Raw genomic sequence first — 18,064 nt, forward strand, 5'->3', positions numbered from 1 at the left:
AATCAGATGGATTGCAACAAGTCCAGCATGGGCCAGAACAAGAACAGAGCGACGAGCCCCACTACTCCCCCTACGATCAGCAACAGTACCGGTTCGAACAGTTTGAGCATCAGGTCCATGTGCTGCTTGCGGCGGGTCGCAAGGGCTACTCCTGTATTCAGCAGAGCTCGTCCGAGATCACCGGTTGCTTCTGCGACTTGAACGGAGAGAATCAAGGTGTCGTCTAAGGGTTCGTGAAGAAGTGCGGTGCTGAGGGGGAGTCCTTGGAGAATGGCGGTGCGTGTTCGTTGGGAGATGGAAAGGGAAAGTGGAGGAAGCGCGAGGTTGGATTGAATCTCAAGTGCTTGAAGGAGTGGCAGTCCGCCCTCGATGAGCACACCGAGGGTGACGGTCCATTGGTGCGTTCGGTCGAGAAGGTGGTACTGACGCAAAAACGGCAAGCGTTCCTGAACATGCCGAAGGGTCAAGAAAGTCAGGCAGGCGATGAGGAACACCGCGCAGAGAACGAGGAAATCGTGTCTCGCCAGCGCGAACATCAACTGTGTGGCGCCACCGAGTGGAATCCCCATGCCCACGTACAAATCCGCGAATCTGGGGACGACGACTTCGAACAAAAAAGCGATGAGACAGAAAAGCAACACGCCGAGAACTGCAGGGTACGCCATCGCTTGTTGTCGTTCGCGTCGCCATGCCTCTCGCTGAGCGCAAGATGCAGCCGCACGTGTGAGATTGCCGGGCAAATCACCATTGTGTTCGCCTGCTTGTACCAAAGCAAGGACGAGCAACGGAGCTTGAGCCAAACGCATAGACTCCGACAGGGTTTGCCCTTCCCGCAAATCCCGACTCAGCTTCATCGAGAGGTCGCGTTGACGTTGCCTTCCCCGATTGGATAAAAAAGCAAGCGCCTCCAACAAAGGCACGCCTCCCTCCAACAGCCTTGCCAACTCCTCAGAAAATCTGCCCCAAGCCGCTTCCGGGAGTCGATCATGGCGTTCCTTGATCATCTGCCGCAGAGACTTGACCTTCCCTTGCACCCGTTTTGCTAAAGAGACAAGCCTGCGGTTGCGTTGCAACATTTGCAGGCAAGCACGCATCGTTTTTTGCAACAGGGGAATTAATCGCACGAAGAAGTTTTTCACTGGATTTCTGGCGTGGGTCCGCTTACTTTCTGCGGGTGCTCGAATGCGCAAGAGGTCTATTTTTTTGCGGAGGAGACGCTCCGCCTGTTTCAGCCAGGCGGAAGCATCATGTGGTTTGCGCGTCATCGGAGTCCCCGCTGATCGAGATGGCGGTCGTACGTTTGATCGTCGATCAAGCCGTGGTCCAGCCATTCGCTGAGGATATCGGGCAAGAGTCGGCACCCGTCTCGTCTTGCTCGCAACGTTAATTCATGCACGTCCGCTCGGTGGTACAGCCCTTGACGGATTGACTCACTCATCGGCAAGCACTCAAACACCGCCCGTCTTCCCTGCTCCGTCTCGACCAACCGTTGCCCAACGACCCCGCGCACCGAAGTAGCCACTACTTGCGACGGGACCCCGAGGTCGATCAATCGCAAGAGGGCTCCCACGGCACTCTCGCTATGCAAGGACGTCATGACCATATGCCCCGTCAATGCCGCTCTAGACGCCGCTTCCGCTGTCTCCCCATCGCGGACTTCTCCGACCATGAGCACATCTGGGTCTTGCCGCAAAATCGAACGCAACGCCGTGCCGAACGTCAACCCCATACGCGGCTGAATCTCCACTTGGTTGATCCCCGGCAACTTCACTTCCACCGGATTCTCCAACGTCGAGATATTCACACCTGCATGTTGCAGATGCAGAAGCGTCGCGTAGAGCGTTGTCGTTTTTCCGGAACCGGTCGGCCCCGTGACCAGCACCAACCCGTGCTTGGCCTCAACCCAGGACCGGAACAAGCGCAATTGTTTCAAGTCGAAGCCCAATTCGCCCAACTCGTGTCGGGCGTGGTTCGGCAACAAGCGCAAGGCTAATTTTTCTCCATGAACGGTCGGCAACGACGAGACGCGTACATCCACAGATTCCTCTCCGCCCAAACCCAAACGGAAACTCCCATCCTGCGGCAAACGTCGTTCTGCAATGTCCATACGTGCCATCAGTTTGACGCGCGACACCGTCTGTTCCAACGTTCCTTCACCCGATTCCCAGCTCTGCAATCCTCCGTTCACCCGCACTCGAATGGCGTACTGACGCTCGTCCCCCGGTTCGATATGGATGTCGCTCACTCCGCTTTGATACGCATGGCGAATCAAACCCTCGATGGGGTCGATCATTCCGTTGTCTGCTACTTTCATGTTGTTTGTGCTCCTTTTTCCCTGTATCAATTTTGAGTTTTACATCTTGATACGGAATGTAACAGCTTTTCGAGAGTAAGTAAAGTGACAAATTTCATTCAACCCTTTCTCTTATTCCGTTTAACAAGTGGATTTTCGGTAGCGGAGAGAACACCTCACGTGACGCGGTCGCCTATTTTTATCATTATAGTGCAGACAAATTCTTCATTCGAGAAATTAAATCAATTAAAAAAATCATGCTCAGAAAAAAGTATCGGTCGTTGCAAAATACGCTGTTTTCGCCCCCACCGGCCGCGTCATTTAATCCAGAAAAAAGGAAATCCCACGCACGATGCGCAGGACTTCCGAGAAAAAATTATTTTTTACCCCTTACCCTCAGCAGGAATCCGCCGCGCCCAAAACGAATGTGTACGCCAACGTTGTTCCATCGCGTAAAAATGGCTGCGTGCGTCCAAGTAGTGGCGGTAGGTGCGGTGTACAAACTCTTCGTAGGCCGCAAACGATGCCGGAGTTCCCTCTTGAATCGCGTGAGATGCTTCAATGGCGGTGCCAATCGCCATGAGGATGCCTTGCGAGGACAGCGGGTCGTAGGCCGCCGCTGCATCGCCGACCGCAAGCCACCCCGCCCCCTGCACCTGTTGCAAATGGGAGGAGTTCGCGATGAAGATACGCGGAGCTTCGGTGAGTTGATAGCTGTACCTCTGAATGAGTTTGCCGATTCGCGTCGTCCGCGCCAGCCCCGACCTCCACACATCCGCCTCACGCGCCGCCTTGGTCTGCGGCAAATCCCCGTCGCTTAGAAATGCCACCACTCGCTTCCCACCCGGAACTTGCGCCGTGTACCACCAGCCGTTTTCCACCGCTTCAATCTCGGTAAAAGAATCTCGATCCGCGTTCGCTTCCTCCGATTCCACCACCGTTGCAATCCCCACCAACTGATCTTGTGCCGCCCGTTCTACACCCATCTGCCGTGCCCACCATGCTGTTCGTCCAGTCGCATCCACGACCACATCTGCACGGATTGAGTCCGTGTCTGTTTCCAACTGCCACGTGGATTCGTTTTTTTGAAAAGTCTTCACACGACTTCCTGACAAGCACAGACTTCCTGCCTCGCAAGCCGCCGTGCGCATCATGTGATCAAACTTCACCCGATCCAAGTGCCAGCCATTGCCGTGCGGATCGAGCAAAAAGTCATGCTCCACCGCCACAGAACTGCCCCAAATCGAGCGATTGCCAAAACTCGCGAGATGTCCATCTGACAGGAACTCCTCCCAGACACCAAGCATCTGCAACACCCGACGAGAGGAGGGAGGCAGACCTTCTCCCACTTTCCACAAAACTGCACGGCCTGCACCGTCATCCACCAGCACGTTCCTTACCCCTGCCTTGGAAAGCAAACATGCCACTGACGCCCCGGCGGGACCTCCCCCCAGCACGCAGACTTGCGTGTGAATCTCACTCCTCATCCAGCGAGTTTCCGAGTTCCACATGCACGACCGGCGGGAACACGCCGGCCTCATCAGGCCCCGGTTGGGCGACGATGATGCCGATCTTGCTCCAATTCTGAACAAAGGAATTGATCCCTTTCTGACCGTTCGGGAAGTCTTGCAACCAATCATGGCGCAGGTTGAAATATTTCAGACGCTGCCCCACGTTCAACGTTGGATTCATCACCTGCTCATAGGAACTCTTCGCCAACACATGATTGGGCACCCGTGCCGGCCAGAATGTCGGCAAATACGGGTTGATCGCCGGCTCATACCCGGAACGACAGCTCGACGTGTCCGCTTGCCACGGCACTGCCATCCAACGGTTGAGATCTCCCGGACGACTGCCCCCGTTCAACGGCCCCGTCGGACTCAACACGATCTGCTGTGTCAGCACATCCCCATAATCAGGCTCCGGCAGATCCGACGGACGGTGCATGATCCGGAACGGCGCGCTGTACATCGACGCATGACGCATCGGCCACGTCATCTCACAACCCGGATGGAACGCCCCACCCAAACATGATTCCAGTGCCGCCCGATCCAGCGCTTGCGGACGAAACTCCACCGGCAATTCCTCCAACGTCTGAGGACCCAGTGGTCGATCCGGATCCCAGTCGGACTCGAATTCGCCTTTCATCCAGCGCTCCAACCATTCGTATTGCACCGCTGTCACAGACAACCATGCATTCACGGTGTTTGCCGGAATCGACATCGAATCTCCGTACATCGGCGGCAGTGCGTCATAGCGCATCGTCTGCGCGTGAGGGTTGCGGAATTGCTTGAAGATCTGCTCCCGGAACGGTCGCTCATCTACGCTGTTATCCGCCAAGCGGCATAAGTTCTCCGGTGCAAGTAAATCGTTTGGCGACGCAAAGCCCCATTCCAAGTAAAACCCTTCATTCACCCATTGCGTTTGTACGAATCGCTCGAAGATCGGGTAGATTTGCTCCGTAAACGACACGTTCGTCGGCGCAAGGCTCGGGTCGAGTTCCAGTGCCGTCTGAAACATCACATCGTACAGCGTGACCACGCCCAGAACTCCCGGCGCAAAGTCGGGCGGTGCCACGACGACCCAAGCGGGTTCCACGTCTACTGGTTGCCCGTTGATCACAACCTGTGCGCTGACAGAACCGTCCGACGTATCGTCATACCAATACTCGTTGTTGGCAAACGTCGTACAGGGTAGTTGCAACGGCGATGCAGAGTGCCCCATGCCCCCAAATACCAGCAAGTTCCCCTCGTCATCGGTGCGAATCTCGCCAAGTTCAACCGCGACACCCATGAAGTTTCCGGCAGGCAGGTGCAGTCTTTGTTGAGTTCCGCTGATCGTGCTCGGCCCTCCGTCGATCACCAGTTGGTCGCGGGCTTCATACTTGGCATTGCGTCTCGTGCTCTCCTGATCGGCGGCTTCCGGAATGTCCAACGCGATATCGAAGTCATACCATGCCGCTTTTTTGTTCGCGAGATGCACCGTCCACGCGATCTCATCCACGTCCGCATCCTTCGCCGACACTTCGCGCAAGATCTCTCCGGCGCAGTTCAGCCCGTAAAGTCGAAACTTCGCAACTTGCCGCTTGATCCGCCCCTGTCCGTCCTTGTACCCGCCATTTGGAAAGGGAAACACTCCCGGTACTTCCGGACCGATAAAAAATTCGTCCGGAGAATTCCCGACACGCGCGATCCCAATGCCGGGATAGATCACACACTTTACGATTTCTTGATCTCCCATCAACCCTCACCCCGATATGTATGAATTCAATTCCCCTCCCCACCTTATGTGGATGTAAATAGAAAAAGCACCCGGCACAAACTCCGGGTGCTGCTCCTCTTGCCTTACATCGGTTTCGTCTGCTCCGGCAGGTAGCGGATCAATTGCTCTATCCCGCGCCCACGGTGTACCGATTCATGTGCAACTGTCGAAGCCTCTTCGACCCAGCCAAACGACCAGCTCTTCGGTGAGACATCCGGGAAGTGCTGTTTGACGGGAATCGTACCGTCTTTCAACGGGCCGCGGAACAGGGCGATGTCGAACAGTTTCGCCGCCGATTCACGGTCGGTTGCGTCGTTCGGGCGGAACTTGCCGTTGCCATCGCCGTCCAACCAATTCAAAGCTTTGGCTGTCCCGATGTACTCCTTCGCCCAAGAATCGGACGAATCATCAAACGCCACAAACGGTGCTTCTTGCACCCCGCGCATCGTCAGCATCAAACGAACCAGTTCGGCGCGCGTGATCGGAGCGTCCGGATGGAACGTGCCGTCGCCATATCCGCTCATGTATCCTGCATGGCTGACTTTGTTGATGTAGCTGGCCGCCCAGTGGTTGCTCGGAACGTCGCCATACGGTTTTGCAAGGGCTGTGCCGTCTGCAAGACCTGCGACCCGTGCCACCACGGCCGCCGCTTCCGCTCGGGTGATCGAAGCGTCAGGATGGAACTTGCCGTCCGGGTACCCGACAAAGAAAGGCTGATCGATGGACGTACCTGTTTTGAATTTGATCTTGGGCGTCTCCATTTTCCACTTGCCGTCCTCTTCCACCACACAAGAGAGTTCGTAGTTGGTGTCGATCGCCACATCACCTTTGACTTTCAAGTTAAAGTGCGTCACGCGCGCCCCGTTGTTCTCGACGTCCTTCAAGTTCCACGTCAAGAAGCGGGTCGAGGCATCCCACGTCGCGCCCCCGTCGTCGCTTTCGTCCACATCCAGTCCTTCCGGCACTTTGACTTTCAGTTGAACTTGGGAGTTGTTTTTGTTTTCCACGTTGTGATAGAGAATGTGATAGCCGATCTCGCCGCCGGCGCCAACCGTCTGACAGTCCTCCACCATCTGTACGCTCAAACGATTGTCTGCTGCGTGCACCACATTCCCTGCAGACGCGAACCCGACGAACGTCGTGGTGACTGCACCGGAAGCCAAGATCAAAGCCATTTTTCTCAGGTAAGATGCCAATCGAAACCCTCCCCATGAATGGTTGATTCATGGTGAAGTGTACGGCTGGATACTTTATCACATGACAATCAAATTCTTGCAAAAAAAGCGCTGTTTCGACGAACACTAGGACAACAAAGGGGGTGTCGCCACCCATGTGGGACGTGCTTTCTCATCTTCAATTCGGGTGGATCGTGTTGATCGTCCTGTTCGCTTGTGTCACCGTGGAGCGGCGTTGGTTTGCCGATCCGACCGAACCGCCCGCTCACCCCGACGATGACGAATGGTGGTAAGCGGCAGATGCCATGACAGATACAAAGCAACGAGCAAGAGGATCAGCACGATCACAAAAACGGTCTCGTACGACACCGCTTCCAGCAGCGTGCCGCTGAAGATCGGCAACACAGATAACGGAGCCATGCAGAGATTGAGGTACGCCACCAGCCGTCCACGCGTCTGGTCGTTCGAAATTTCCAGGAGGTAATTGGTGAAACCGATCCATCCGCTGCTCACGACACCCAAGAGCCCAAACGCCGTCAGCACCAACGTTTGCCGCCCGCTCCCCGTCTCTTGCTGCCCGGCAAACAAGATCAACACCGGCACCAGCACATTGCACAGCACCGCCCATCGAACGGTCGCACGGTTGCCGATCTTCTCACTGAGGGTCCCGAACAGCACTCCGCCGGCGAGACCTCCGACAATCTGCGCGATCACGAGCTCTCCGATCACATCCATCCCGATCCCCGGCATCGTCTGTACATATAAGATGTAAAACGGCATCGCCAACTGATGCAAGCCACACAACATCTGAATCGACATCAAGCGTCGGAACGGCAAGTTTTTGCGAAGTGTCCCCGCAAGCGAACGCGCAGGTTCGGGACGCTTTTTTTCCCCGTCAGAGGGAATCTCCATTCTACGCGGGACTTCCTTGACATATAGAAAGGACAGTGAAGAGCAGAACAACAACAGAAACGCCGTGGAGAACACGATCAGGAAGTTCAACGGATAGGGAAATTGGTCCGGTTGAGAGACGACGCGTTGGATCAGAAGTCCGGCTGCAAAGGAACCGGCCGCTCCCAACGTCTGCATCATCCCGAACAGTTTGCCGTGGTTCTGAGGACGTATGCTGCGCCCCGTCAGTTCCATCCACGGGACTTGGATCAGTCCTTCTCCGAGGCAGAACATCGTATGCCCGATGAAAAAGCAAAGCAACACCCACGGGGATTGCGAGTTGTAGAGCAACATCCCGATGACGAGCAAGAATCCAAAGCGGCAGATCAAATAGGTGCGGAACACAAAACGGCTGAGTCGTGGAATGCGGTGCATCCACTTGGCGATAAAGACTTGGGGCAGGACGAAACAGAGTTGGCGGATCGCGGTGGCGAGTCCGATGAGCAGAGGGGAACCGCTGACGTGTTGGAGGAACAAGGGGATTAAGATCGTGGCGTCGAGGAAGGTTAAAGCAACAAAGTACAAGGCACCGTCGGTCGTCAAACCGGCAAAATTCCGTCTTTCCAGCGCCGAACTGAACCAGTTGGGACGCATTGTGGGACGCATGGGAAAAAAGCCTCCTCTCAATTTCTCACAAAGGTCTACACGCGCAATGGGAAAAACGCACCGCGTGCGGTACAATAGAAGGAAACGTACATACTTTCAGACTTCAGAAGATTCGACATAGGTACGACTGCAAAGACTGGGAGGTGCTTTCTTACACTCATGATGAATTCACTCCTTCTGTTGTTGATCGGCATCGTGGCCGGGTTTTCCGGTTCCATCGTCGGTCTTGGCGGCGGCTTCATCGTTGTGCCGGCGCTGGCTTTTTTGCGCCCTGAGTTGGTACCGGCGCACATCACGGCGACTTCGATGGCGGTGTTGCTGTTCAACTCGATTTCCAGTACGCTCGCGTACAGCCGACAGAAGCGGATCGACTTCAAAGCGGGCGTCTCATTTGCAACGGCGTCCGTCCCCGGTTCGATCATCGGAGCGTTGGCGGCGGAGCACATGAGCGGCAAAGGATTTTTCGTCGGGTTCGGTTGTTTCTTGATCTTCATCGCCCTTTTCCTGGTCTTCAAACCCAAGAACCCGTTGAAACTGGGACTGCCCATCACCGTCCGTCGCTCGTTTGTCGACGCGGTCGGCACGAAATTCGAGTATGAGTACAACTTGTGGCTGGGGGTCGTCATCTCCTTCCTCGTAGGATTTTTGGCTTCGCTGCTCGGAATCGGCGGCGGTTCCCTGCTGGTCCCGACGATGACGCTTCTGCTCTTGTTCCCCCCGCACATCGCGACGGCCACGTCGATGTTCACGATCTTCCTCACGGCGATCGTTTCGACGTCCACCTATTGGATTCGCGGAGACATCGAGTGGTGGTTGGTGCTGTTCCTCGCACCGGGTGCGTTCATCGGCGGACAGCTCGGCGCGCGAGTGGCGGCAAAGCTTCCGGCACAGTTGATCTTGCGCATCTTGTCTGCGTTGCTGATCGTGGTGGCTCTGCGCCTGATTACAAAATAGATACGCTGAGCATACCTCGATTCAGAACAGAAAAAAACAGGACGATTGTGATCGTCCTGTTTTTCTTTTGTATGCCTGTGTGTATTCAATTAGAGACGGTAGAGGTTCCACTTTGGTGTGCTGTCTGCAAACGAGACGATCACACACCAAAGTTCCGGGGTAAACCAATTCTTGCGGTCATACGCAGACGGAACCGCCGGGGCTGTCGGATGGCTGTGTACCAAAGCGAGTGGTACTTCGCCCCGCTCGGAAACTCCTCGCAAGGCGTCGATCCAATCCTGTGGATGCACAGCAAACCGCACCCTCCGCTCTCTCGCCTCTGCCGCATTCGGCAAAAACGTCCATGTCCTGACGTCCTGTCCGTGTCCGCTCCACAACCCGACTCCCTCTTCCGGGAGCACCCGACTCAAGTCGGAGAAGGTTTGGTGCAGGACAGAATCCACAACATGCAACATGAAAACTTACTCCACGAAGTCGAAGCTGTATTCCCCGATCTCGATGGTGTCGCCCTCTTGGGCACCCTGTTTGCGCAGAGCGGAGTCGACCCCTTTTTGCTTCATGATCCGTTGGAAGCGCTTGACCGAATCGTACTGCTCGAAGTTGGTCATCTTGCAGAGCTTCTCGATCCAAGCGCCGTTGACCACGTACGCTTCGTTGTTGCGGGTGATCCAGAAACGGTCTTCATCTTCCTCAAGGCGGTAGACTTTGCGCTCTTCGGTCTCTTCCACTTCTTCGAGGTCGATGGTCGTGAAGTCAGGCGCCGTTTCCAACGCATCGGCGATCGCATAGAGCAATTCGTCGACACCTTGATGCGTAACGCCGGACACCGGATAGACCGCGTACTTGCCTTCGGTCTGCTCGATAAACTTCTTCAAGTTCTCTTCCGCTTCCGGGAGGTCCATTTTGTTCGCGACGACAACCATCGGGCGCTCCTCGAGACGGTAGTTGTAGAGGCGCACTTCTTCGTTGATTTTGAGGAAGTCTTCGTACGGATCGCGTCCCTCCGTCCCCGCCATGTCAAGAACATGAACGATGACGCGAGTACGCTCGATGTGGCGCAGGAACTGATGACCCAAGCCTTGACCTTCCGATGCGCCCTCGATCAGACCCGGCAAGTCTGCCATGACAAAACTGCGTCCGTCCGGCACGCCGACGACGCCCAAGTTCGGGGTGATCGTCGTAAAATGATACGCTGCAATCTTCGGTTTCGCTGCCGAAACGGTAGCGAGCAACGTGGATTTCCCAACAGACGGGAAGCCGACGAGACCGACGTCTGCCAGCACTTTCAACTCCAACTGGATGTTGCGCTCTTGGCCGGGTTCGCCTTTTTCCGCGATCTCCGGAGCTTTGTTGCTCATCGAAGCGAAACGCGAGTTGCCGCGACCGCCGCGACCGCCGCGAGCGACGACCAATTTCTGACCGTGCTCGGTCAGGTCACCGAGGAACTCCAAGGAGTCTGCATCGGTGATGACGGTGCCCGGCGGAACTTTGATGTACATGCTGTCCGCGTTCGCTCCGTGCTTGTTGGAGGTCTTGCCGTACTCACCGCGCTCTGCTTTGAAGTGGCGCTTGTACTTGAAGTCAAGCAGGGTGCGCAGACCTTCATCGACGACGAGGATGATATCGCCGCCCTTGCCGCCGTCACCGCCGGCCGGACCGCCCTCCGGAATGTACTTCTCACGGCGGAACGACACGATCCCGTTGCCACCGTCGCCACCTTTGACGTAAACTCTCGCTGTATCTACAAACATTGTGCCTTCACCTCTATTCTTGCAACTGGAAACGCACGCGGTATTCGGTGCCGTCTTCGCCCGTCTCTTGGACGAATTCCACACCCTCAACCGCATACGCAGTCGCCCATGCTGCCCAGTCATGCGGCAGATCGGCGAACCAACTTATCTCATAGCCTTGACGGAATGAGACAATCCATACATCCAAAGCCAATGGTTCGAGCAACGTTTTGGACTGTTCGCCCAAGGTGTCGAGCAGGCTGGACAACAAGCGGGCGGCTAAAAATTCTGCCGCTTCCGTCGGTTCCTCCTGTTGATCATAGGAGACGTGCAGTTGCAGCATCTGGTACTTGATGTCGCGGGAGAGCACCACATAGGACACCATCGAACTCGGCATGGACGACCATTCCGTATGGCGCCCGGCTTCCTGCACCAACGATTGGATCGGTTCATGCAGCCGGTCGTATTTTTTTAACTGAGAGTATGCCTGCAGCAATTGCACCTGATTCATGAGATCATGGCGATAGATGCGCAGAACTTCTAAGCTATCCTCCATCATCGAGCGAATGTCCGTCGCGCGAGTTCGTAGGTGTCCGTTCATGCCCGTTCTCCTCCTTATGTAAAAAAGACGGCCCTCCGCAGAGAGCCGTCTTGTCGTCTCAGCTTACGCTTCGAGAGCTTCAGCTTGTACAACCGGATATACGCTGACACGTTTTTTGTCGCGGCCCATGCGCTCGAAAGCAACACGGCCCTCAACTTTTGCAAACAGGGTGTCATCGCCGCCCTTGCCTACGTTCAGGCCCGGGTAGATCTTGGTGCCGCGTTGGCGAACCAGGATCGAACCTGCGGATACCACTTGACCGTCTGCACGCTTAACGCCCAGACGCTTCGAGATGGAGTCACGACCGTTCTTGGAGGAACCTACCCCCTTCTTGGACGCGAACAGTTGAAGGTTAAGTTTCATCATTGGAGTTTCACCTCCTACAGATTTTTCATATTGACCTTCACGAAGTCGGGATATTCATCCCGAACTGAGTGCAGGCCTAAGACCATTGCTTCGAGAAGCAATTGAAGTTTGTCGTCAGCCGTCTGATCAGCCAAGACTGGAATCGAACACTTCACATCGCCGGGTGCTGTGGTATCATCGGTAGCCAACACGACGCCGAGCAGTTGCTCTGCGGAGTTGACGGTGTTGATGACCAGCATCGAGACAGCGGCACAGACAATGTCTTGTCCGTACTCAGCCGCATCGGCATGCCCTTGGAGTGAGAATCGACCCACCCGTCCTTGCTTGTCCCGCCAGATGATCGATCGAATCATGCGCAGAAACTACGCGTTGATTTTTTCGATTTGTACTTGGGTGTACGGTTGGCGATGACCTTGCTTGCGACGGTAGTTCTTCTTGGACTTGTACTTGAAGACCAAGATCTTCTTGGCTTTGCCGTGCTTCAGGACTTTCGCGGAAACGGTTGCGCCTGCAACAGTCGGGGAACCGACTACGACGCCGTTTTCCTTCGAAACGAGCAAGACGTGGTCAAGGGTAACTACTGCGCCATCTTCAGCTTCGAGCTTTTCGATGAACAGAACATCACCTTCTGCCACTTTGTACTGCTTACCACCGGTTTGAACGATTGCGTACATGTGTGCACCTCCTCAGTAAAAGACTCACTATCCCTAGGTACTCCGAAGAGTTTCCAACCCGGGCTACGTGGTAACGACATGTGCGTGAACACAGGACGCTTACTAAGCTACTTTATCATGTCTAGGAGGATGATGTCAAACATTTTCCTCTAGAACAACACCCTTGCCATACGTGCGGTTGACATGCGAGATTTTGACCAAGACCTCGCGCCCGACATAGCTTCCGCCGTTCTGGACGTCCAGCACATACCCTTCCAGACGGGCGATGCCGTCGCGCGGGTTGTGCGCGTGCGGCTCGTCGATCTTGATGGCGAGCACTTGCCCGACTTGGACGGGCAGAGCCCGCAGCTCCACTTCCTCCACGGTCCCGGCCCACGAGATGCGGTGTTCCGCCAGGTGCAACGAGTCTTTTCCTTTTATGTAAACTTTTAAGCGCCATTCCTCTTCCATCGCGCGCAAGTTCTGCCCGCCTTGTCCGATGAGCAGAGCGGCTACAGCCGGGTGACACTCAACTAGCACAGCTTCATGGTCATTGCCGCGCAGATAATCGGCTAATTCGCGCTCGATGCGTGCCGCCGTCGTCTCTTCCGAGAGCACTTTGCCTTTGCCGTCACAAGTCGGGCAAGGACGGTGCAACACTTCGTCAAGCGACTGCCTGACTTTTTTGCGCGTCATTTCGATGAGGCCCAACTGGGTCATCCCAAGCACGTGGGAGCGCGTGCGGTCTCGGCGCAACGCTTTTTCCAACTCTTGGACGATCTGTTCTTTGTGGCCGGCATCGCGCATGTCGATGAAGTCGATGATGATGATGCCGCCGATGTCGCGCAGGCGCAGTTGGCGCGTGATCTCACGGGTCGCTTCGACGTTGGTCTTGAACACCGTCTCTTCAAGCGACGACGTGCCGACGAACTTGCCCGTGTTGACGTCGATCACCGTCAAAGCTTCCGTCTGGTCGATCACGAGGTACCCGCCTGACTTCAACCAGACTTTGCGCTTCAGCGCTTTTTCCAAGTCTTGATCGATGCGATGGGCAGCGAACAAATTCTCGCGTCCTCTATAGAGTTTGACGCGGTCGAACAATCCCGGAGAAGAGTGGCGCAACAGGTCTCGCGCCGCTTCGAACGCTTCCAGATCGTCAATCCAAAGCTCCTCGACATCTTCGGTAAAAAAGTCCCGCACCGAACGCGAAAACAGATCGAGATCGCGGTAGACGAGCTCGGGAACTTTGGCTCCCTTGGCCTGCCGCTTGATCCGCTGCCATGTTCCGTGCAAGAAGTGATAGTCTTGTTCCAGCAGATTGTCTGCCACGCCGACCGCCGCCGTGCGCACGATCACGCCGACTTCCGGGTCGCGCACGCGCTCGGCCGCTTGACGGATGCGCTCACGCTCCGCCTCTTGCTCGATGCGGCGGGAGACCCCCACGTAGGGAGAGTTTGGCATCAGCACGATGTGCCGCCCCGGCAGCGAGATGTTCGCCGTCACCCGGGCTCCCTTGGTGCCGACCGGTTCCTTGGTCACCTGCACCAAAACTTCTTGACCTTCCTTGAGCACTTCGCTGATCTGCGGTTTGCGGTCCGGGTTCAGCGTGCCGGTGTAGAGCGGAAGCGCGTCGTCGAGGTAGAGAAATGCGTTTTTCTCCGACCCGATGTCCACAAACGCCGCCTGCATGCCCGGCAAAATGTTCGCGACGCGCCCTTTGTAAACGTTGCCGACGTGCGGCAGGGTCGCCGTCGCTTGTCGTTCCGTGTAGTATTCCACCGTGCGACCGTCCTCGAGGATGGCCGCGCGCAATTCCCGTCGGTCCTGACTTACCAAGATCTGTTTGCGCACTTGTCACCTTCCCCTTTCTGCACTATCGAATCTATCACATCTTCGACAAGCGGTTGTTATTTCCTTTTCTCGACCTCTCCAGCACTTGCCGGAGCGTCAAGCGCATCCCGTTCTCTTCGAAGACACAGTGCACCAGATCTTCTTCCTCTAGCACAGTTTGCACTTTTTTTCCTTCATCCAAAACATAGATCATGTGATAAGCGTCCGGGGAGAACTGCTCGATCACTTCGCGCACCTGCATTCCTTCCGGTACCGCAAGCGTTCGCACCTCCTGCGCCTTGCGGTTTTTCCCCCGTCGCTTGGCATCGAGGAAGCGGATGACATCGACTCGCATGGTCTTGCGCAACTCCCAGGCCGAGAACAGCAGGAACGACCCGAGCATGAGGAACGCGAGGTTGAGATACCCCGCCCACAGCGAGAGCAGCCCAAACAGGATCAAGAGTACCGCGATCCCAAACGACATGCGTATCGACACCTCCGTCGCCGCCCGAAAGCCCCGCGTACCGGACGTCGCCGCGCGCAAGATGCGGCCTCCGTCCAGCGGCAGGGCCGGCAGCAAGTTGAAAAACCCGATCATGAGATTGCCCTTGATAAAAAACTGCGTCAACCCGTCCGACCACCAGCCCGCCATATGCAACAACACGGCGACGAGAATCATCAGCAAGTTGTTCAGCGGTCCGGCGATGGCAATCGCGACTTCATGCCGCGGATTCCAGCCCATCGCACCGTGTTCGAGCTTGGCGACACCGCCGTAGGGCAAGATCTGCATCTCGCGGATTTTGTACCCGTAGGAAGTGGCGACGAAGATGTGACCGAGTTCGTGAACGATGACGATGGTGAACAGCACCAAGGTCTCCACGATCATCCCCGCCCCGAGGCTCGCCAAGAGCAAGAGCAGGAACAGGGGATGCACGCGGACTTTCATGCCGGTCGGCCAAAACGAGCGCTTGGACATCGGTCCGATCACGCCCCCGGAGCTTTCGTTTGCTTAGGTGCCTCGGTATCGGTCGACGCGTTCAGCAGGTCGGACGGATTGACGTAGGCACCGTCTTTTTGATAGGCAAAAAAGAACGAGGCCGTCGTGCCCTTTTTGGTAAGCGTCCCGATCTTCTGGTCGGACGTTACCGTGTCGTTCGCCGCGACGTTGACGGAAGCCAAGTGGCTGTAGATGGTGCGGCCGTTTGTCCCCCCGTGGTTGATCGTCACGGAATAGTCTTCGCCTTCGCCTTTTTCGATTTTCTCCACAGTGCCTTTGGCTGCGGCATGCACGTCCGCTCCCAATGCGGCGGTGAAGGAGATGCCCTGTTGATCTTTGCCGTCGTACGGCGTCTTCACTTTCGCGCCTTGGACCGGTTGGGTGAACGAAAACTTCGCTTCTTGCGCCGCCGGGGTGCCCGTACCGGTCGTCGTCGAGGTGTCGGACGGCGTGCTCATCGCGGGCAGGGCTGCTTTGTCACTGACGTTTGATTGCCACCAAGCGGTGAGTCCGGAGAGGTTGGTGTCGTTGGTGAGGTGTTGCTTCACATACGCTTGTACGTTCACAGCCGACGGTGCTTCGCTTCGGAACGTGAAATAGAAAATTCCGATCATCGCGACCGCGCCCAGCACTTGCATCAAACGGTGTACCGGTAGACCTGACGACCCCTCGTCCTCTTCATAAAAACGCCGCCCGCTGCCGTACGCGGAGTCGCTGTAGCGACCACCTTGTCCACTCGAGCCGTAGCCGCCGCCGCGTGCTCGCAGGAAATCTTCATAGCTGCGCGGGCGGGCGAGACTGCCCGGAGGTGCCGAAGTAAATACGGGATTGGAGCGTGTGACATCCCACTCCTCCTCCGAACTGAACAGCGAGGAGCGCGTCGTGTCCGCTTGGAAGCGGTCGTAGTTCCACGACTCCGACTCCGGCGGCTCTTCCTCTTTGCGTTTGCTTTTCCAGAATTCAAACTTTGCCATGATCATGTTCCTCCTCGTCCCTCCTGTTTCTGATTCCATTTCTATGTTTGGTTGGACGAGTTTATGAAAAAAGCGAGCTGTCCGCAGATGCGGACAGCTCGCCTTTTTCGTAACCGGAATTGAATCTTAGAGACCGATCATTTTCTTCATTTTCGAGAAAAACCCGCTGCGCTCGCTGAGGATCATCAGCGGCACAGAATCGCCGAGAATGCGGCGGGCGATGTTGCGATACGCCATGCCGGCTTTGGCATTCGGGTTCAGGGCGACAGGTTCGCCGCTGTTGCTGCCGGCGATGACACCCTCATCATCCGGTACCACGCCCAGCAGGTCGATGGCCAAGATCGAAACGATCTCGTCGATGTCGAGCATCGTGCCGTCGTTGACCATATGCTGACGGATGCGGTTGACGATCAGCTTCGGTTGGTGAATCTTGGCGGCTTCCAGCAATCCGATGACGCGGTCGGCGTCGCGTACCGCTGCCGCCTCCGGGTTGGTGACGATGATCGCACGGTCAGCGCCGGTGATCGCCAGTCGGAACCCAAGTTCAATGCCCGCCGGACAGTCGAGAAGCACGAAGTCAAACTGTTGCTTGAGCTTCTCGACGATCGGCTTGAACGCTTCCGGTGTCAGCGCCGATTTGTCCTTGGTTTGCGACGCGGGCAGCAGGTACAGATGATCGAACCGTTTGTCCTTGATCAGCGCCTGTTCCAGACGGCACTGTTCGGTCACCACATCGACCAAATCATAGATGATGCGGTTTTCCAGTCCCATCACCACGTCCAAGTTGCGCAACCCGATGTCTGTATCGACCAGGCAGACTTTCTTGCCGGTCAGGGCCAGCGCAGTGCCAATGTTGGCGCTGGTGGTCGTTTTGCCGACGCCGCCCTTGCCGGAAGTGATGACGATAGCCTCTCCCACTTGTACATTCCCTCCTCGTAATTCACGCGCGTTCGTTCTCGCGGGGTCGGATGCTGTAGAGATGGTTCATCTTGTCCACCGCCATCTGACCGTCGCGCAGATACGCAAATTCCATCTCCGTGCCCGTCAACTCCCGCTGTTGTTCGCGGGTCAGGTCCGGAGACCGCGAAATGACGTCACAGATGCGCAGTTGCGTCGGTTGGAAGAATACGGCGGCGATGATCGCCCGCTCGTTGCCGCGACACCCCGCATGAGCGAGTCCGCGCAACGTCCCCATCACATAGATGTCCCCGGATGCGAGCACTTGCCCGCCGGGATTGATATCCCCAATGATCACGATGTCGCCCTCATGCTCGATGATCTGACCGGAGCGCACCGTGCCGTGGTAGAGAAGCGGAGGCTTCACCGCCGATGACTTCAACAGCTGTTCAGCTGTCGATTGAAATTCCTGAATGATCAGATTGCCGTGGCTCGCGAGCGCATCGCGAATTGTCTCTTGCTCCTGCTCCGTCAACATCCGCATGCCGCTCTGCAGGGTAACCCGCACGAGCGGGCCTGTCAGCAGTTGGCGATGAGATCCGTTCAATTTATCCTCAAGATCTTCCACAATCTCTTCGAAGGAGCACTGATCATGTAGGATGAAGACCAGTCCATCACGGATGCCCTTGATCGTTACGGGCGTTCTGGTTCGGTTGAGCTCGCATCCTGTTTGATGTCCCATACCAGTCCTCCTGTTCCATCACTTGCATCAGTAC

18 protein-coding genes are annotated in these 18,064 nt (G+C 56.3%); 1 reads left to right on the plus strand and 17 read right to left on the minus strand.

The features are described 5' to 3' along the window. Window positions 1-2: 2 nt before the first annotated feature. The 6 genes from JJB07_RS10270 to JJB07_RS10295 all read right to left on the minus strand — a co-directional run bounded on the left by JJB07_RS10270 (window position 3) and on the right by JJB07_RS10295 (window position 8,286). Window positions 3-1,265: a type II secretion system F family protein gene (locus JJB07_RS10270; protein WP_201634618.1), complete on the minus strand. Its 1,263-nt coding sequence runs from the start codon at window positions 1,263-1,265 to the stop codon at window positions 3-5. Continuing rightward, a complete protein-coding gene (locus JJB07_RS10275; RefSeq protein ID WP_201634620.1) occupies window positions 1,262-2,314 on the minus strand; it encodes a GspE/PulE family protein in 1,053 nt (350 codons plus the stop codon). Before JJB07_RS10275 ends, JJB07_RS10270 begins: the two co-directional genes overlap by 4 nt. 362 nt (window positions 2,315-2,676) lie before the next feature. Further along, window positions 2,677-3,834 carry an NAD(P)/FAD-dependent oxidoreductase gene (locus JJB07_RS10280; RefSeq protein ID WP_347338338.1) on the minus strand — a complete coding sequence of 386 codons (1,158 nt, stop codon included), beginning with the start codon at window positions 3,832-3,834 and terminating at the stop codon, window positions 2,677-2,679. Beyond that, window positions 3,770-5,533 carry a LodA/GoxA family CTQ-dependent oxidase gene (locus JJB07_RS10285; RefSeq protein WP_201634626.1) on the minus strand — a complete coding sequence of 588 codons (1,764 nt, stop codon included), beginning with the start codon at window positions 5,531-5,533 and terminating at the stop codon, window positions 3,770-3,772. The genes JJB07_RS10280 and JJB07_RS10285 overlap by 65 nt, the downstream gene beginning before the upstream one ends. A gap of 104 nt (window positions 5,534-5,637) precedes the next feature. Then, window positions 5,638-6,750 (minus strand): S-layer homology domain-containing protein, encoded by a 1,113-nt coding sequence (locus JJB07_RS10290; protein WP_201634629.1) that lies wholly within the window; start codon window positions 6,748-6,750, stop codon window positions 5,638-5,640. Window positions 6,751-6,948: 198 nt separating this feature from the next. Then, on the minus strand, window positions 6,949-8,286 hold the full coding sequence (locus JJB07_RS10295; protein ID WP_201634632.1) for an MFS transporter: 1,338 nt from the start codon (window positions 8,284-8,286) through the stop codon (window positions 6,949-6,951). Between the two features lie 159 nt (window positions 8,287-8,445). Here JJB07_RS10295 and JJB07_RS10300 point away from each other — a divergent pair, with 159 nt between their 5' ends. Further along, entirely contained in the window at window positions 8,446-9,240 is a 795-nt protein-coding gene (locus tag JJB07_RS10300; RefSeq protein WP_201634635.1) for a sulfite exporter TauE/SafE family protein, read from the plus strand. An 89-nt stretch (window positions 9,241-9,329) separates the two neighbouring features. On the opposite strand, the gene JJB07_RS10305 is transcribed toward JJB07_RS10300, so the two are convergent. The 11 genes from JJB07_RS10305 to minC all read right to left on the minus strand — a co-directional run bounded on the left by JJB07_RS10305 (window position 9,330) and on the right by minC (window position 18,030). After that, entirely contained in the window at window positions 9,330-9,695 is a 366-nt protein-coding gene (locus tag JJB07_RS10305; protein WP_201634639.1) for a M67 family metallopeptidase, read from the minus strand. A gap of 6 nt (window positions 9,696-9,701) precedes the next feature. Continuing rightward, complete coding sequence (gene obgE / locus JJB07_RS10310; protein ID WP_201634642.1) at window positions 9,702-10,991, minus strand: GTPase ObgE; 1,290 nt, start codon at window positions 10,989-10,991, stop codon at window positions 9,702-9,704. A 13-nt stretch (window positions 10,992-11,004) separates the two neighbouring features. Continuing rightward, window positions 11,005-11,571 carry a Spo0B domain-containing protein gene (locus JJB07_RS10315; RefSeq protein WP_201634645.1) on the minus strand — a complete coding sequence of 189 codons (567 nt, stop codon included), beginning with the start codon at window positions 11,569-11,571 and terminating at the stop codon, window positions 11,005-11,007. Between the two features lie 63 nt (window positions 11,572-11,634). Further along, entirely contained in the window at window positions 11,635-11,937 is a 303-nt protein-coding gene (rpmA, locus tag JJB07_RS10320) for a 50S ribosomal protein L27 (RefSeq protein ID WP_201634649.1), read from the minus strand. 14 nt (window positions 11,938-11,951) lie between these two features. Beyond that, window positions 11,952-12,290, minus strand: coding sequence for a ribosomal-processing cysteine protease Prp (locus JJB07_RS10325; RefSeq protein ID WP_201634652.1), 339 nt, complete (start codon window positions 12,288-12,290; stop codon window positions 11,952-11,954). A 9-nt stretch (window positions 12,291-12,299) separates the two neighbouring features. Then, a complete protein-coding gene (gene rplU / locus JJB07_RS10330) occupies window positions 12,300-12,611 on the minus strand; it encodes a 50S ribosomal protein L21 (protein ID WP_201634655.1) in 312 nt (103 codons plus the stop codon). A gap of 135 nt (window positions 12,612-12,746) precedes the next feature. Further along, a complete protein-coding gene (locus JJB07_RS10335) occupies window positions 12,747-14,441 on the minus strand; it encodes an Rne/Rng family ribonuclease (RefSeq protein ID WP_201634658.1) in 1,695 nt (564 codons plus the stop codon). Window positions 14,442-14,475: 34 nt separating this feature from the next. After that, window positions 14,476-15,408: a site-2 protease family protein gene (locus JJB07_RS10340; protein ID WP_201634661.1), complete on the minus strand. Its 933-nt coding sequence runs from the start codon at window positions 15,406-15,408 to the stop codon at window positions 14,476-14,478. Beyond that, complete coding sequence (locus JJB07_RS10345) at window positions 15,405-16,391, minus strand: M23 family metallopeptidase (protein ID WP_201634664.1); 987 nt, start codon at window positions 16,389-16,391, stop codon at window positions 15,405-15,407. The genes JJB07_RS10340 and JJB07_RS10345 overlap by 4 nt, the downstream gene beginning before the upstream one ends. 126 nt (window positions 16,392-16,517) lie before the next feature. Further along, window positions 16,518-17,309: a septum site-determining protein MinD gene (minD, locus tag JJB07_RS10350; protein WP_201634667.1), complete on the minus strand. Its 792-nt coding sequence runs from the start codon at window positions 17,307-17,309 to the stop codon at window positions 16,518-16,520. A 22-nt stretch (window positions 17,310-17,331) separates the two neighbouring features. Then, a complete protein-coding gene (gene minC, locus JJB07_RS10355) occupies window positions 17,332-18,030 on the minus strand; it encodes a septum site-determining protein MinC (protein ID WP_201634670.1) in 699 nt (232 codons plus the stop codon). Window positions 18,031-18,064: the final 34 nt, after the last annotated feature.

This window comes from Tumebacillus amylolyticus, assembly GCF_016722965.1.
Taxonomy (GTDB): domain Bacteria; phylum Bacillota; class Bacilli; order Tumebacillales; family Tumebacillaceae; genus Tumebacillus; species Tumebacillus amylolyticus.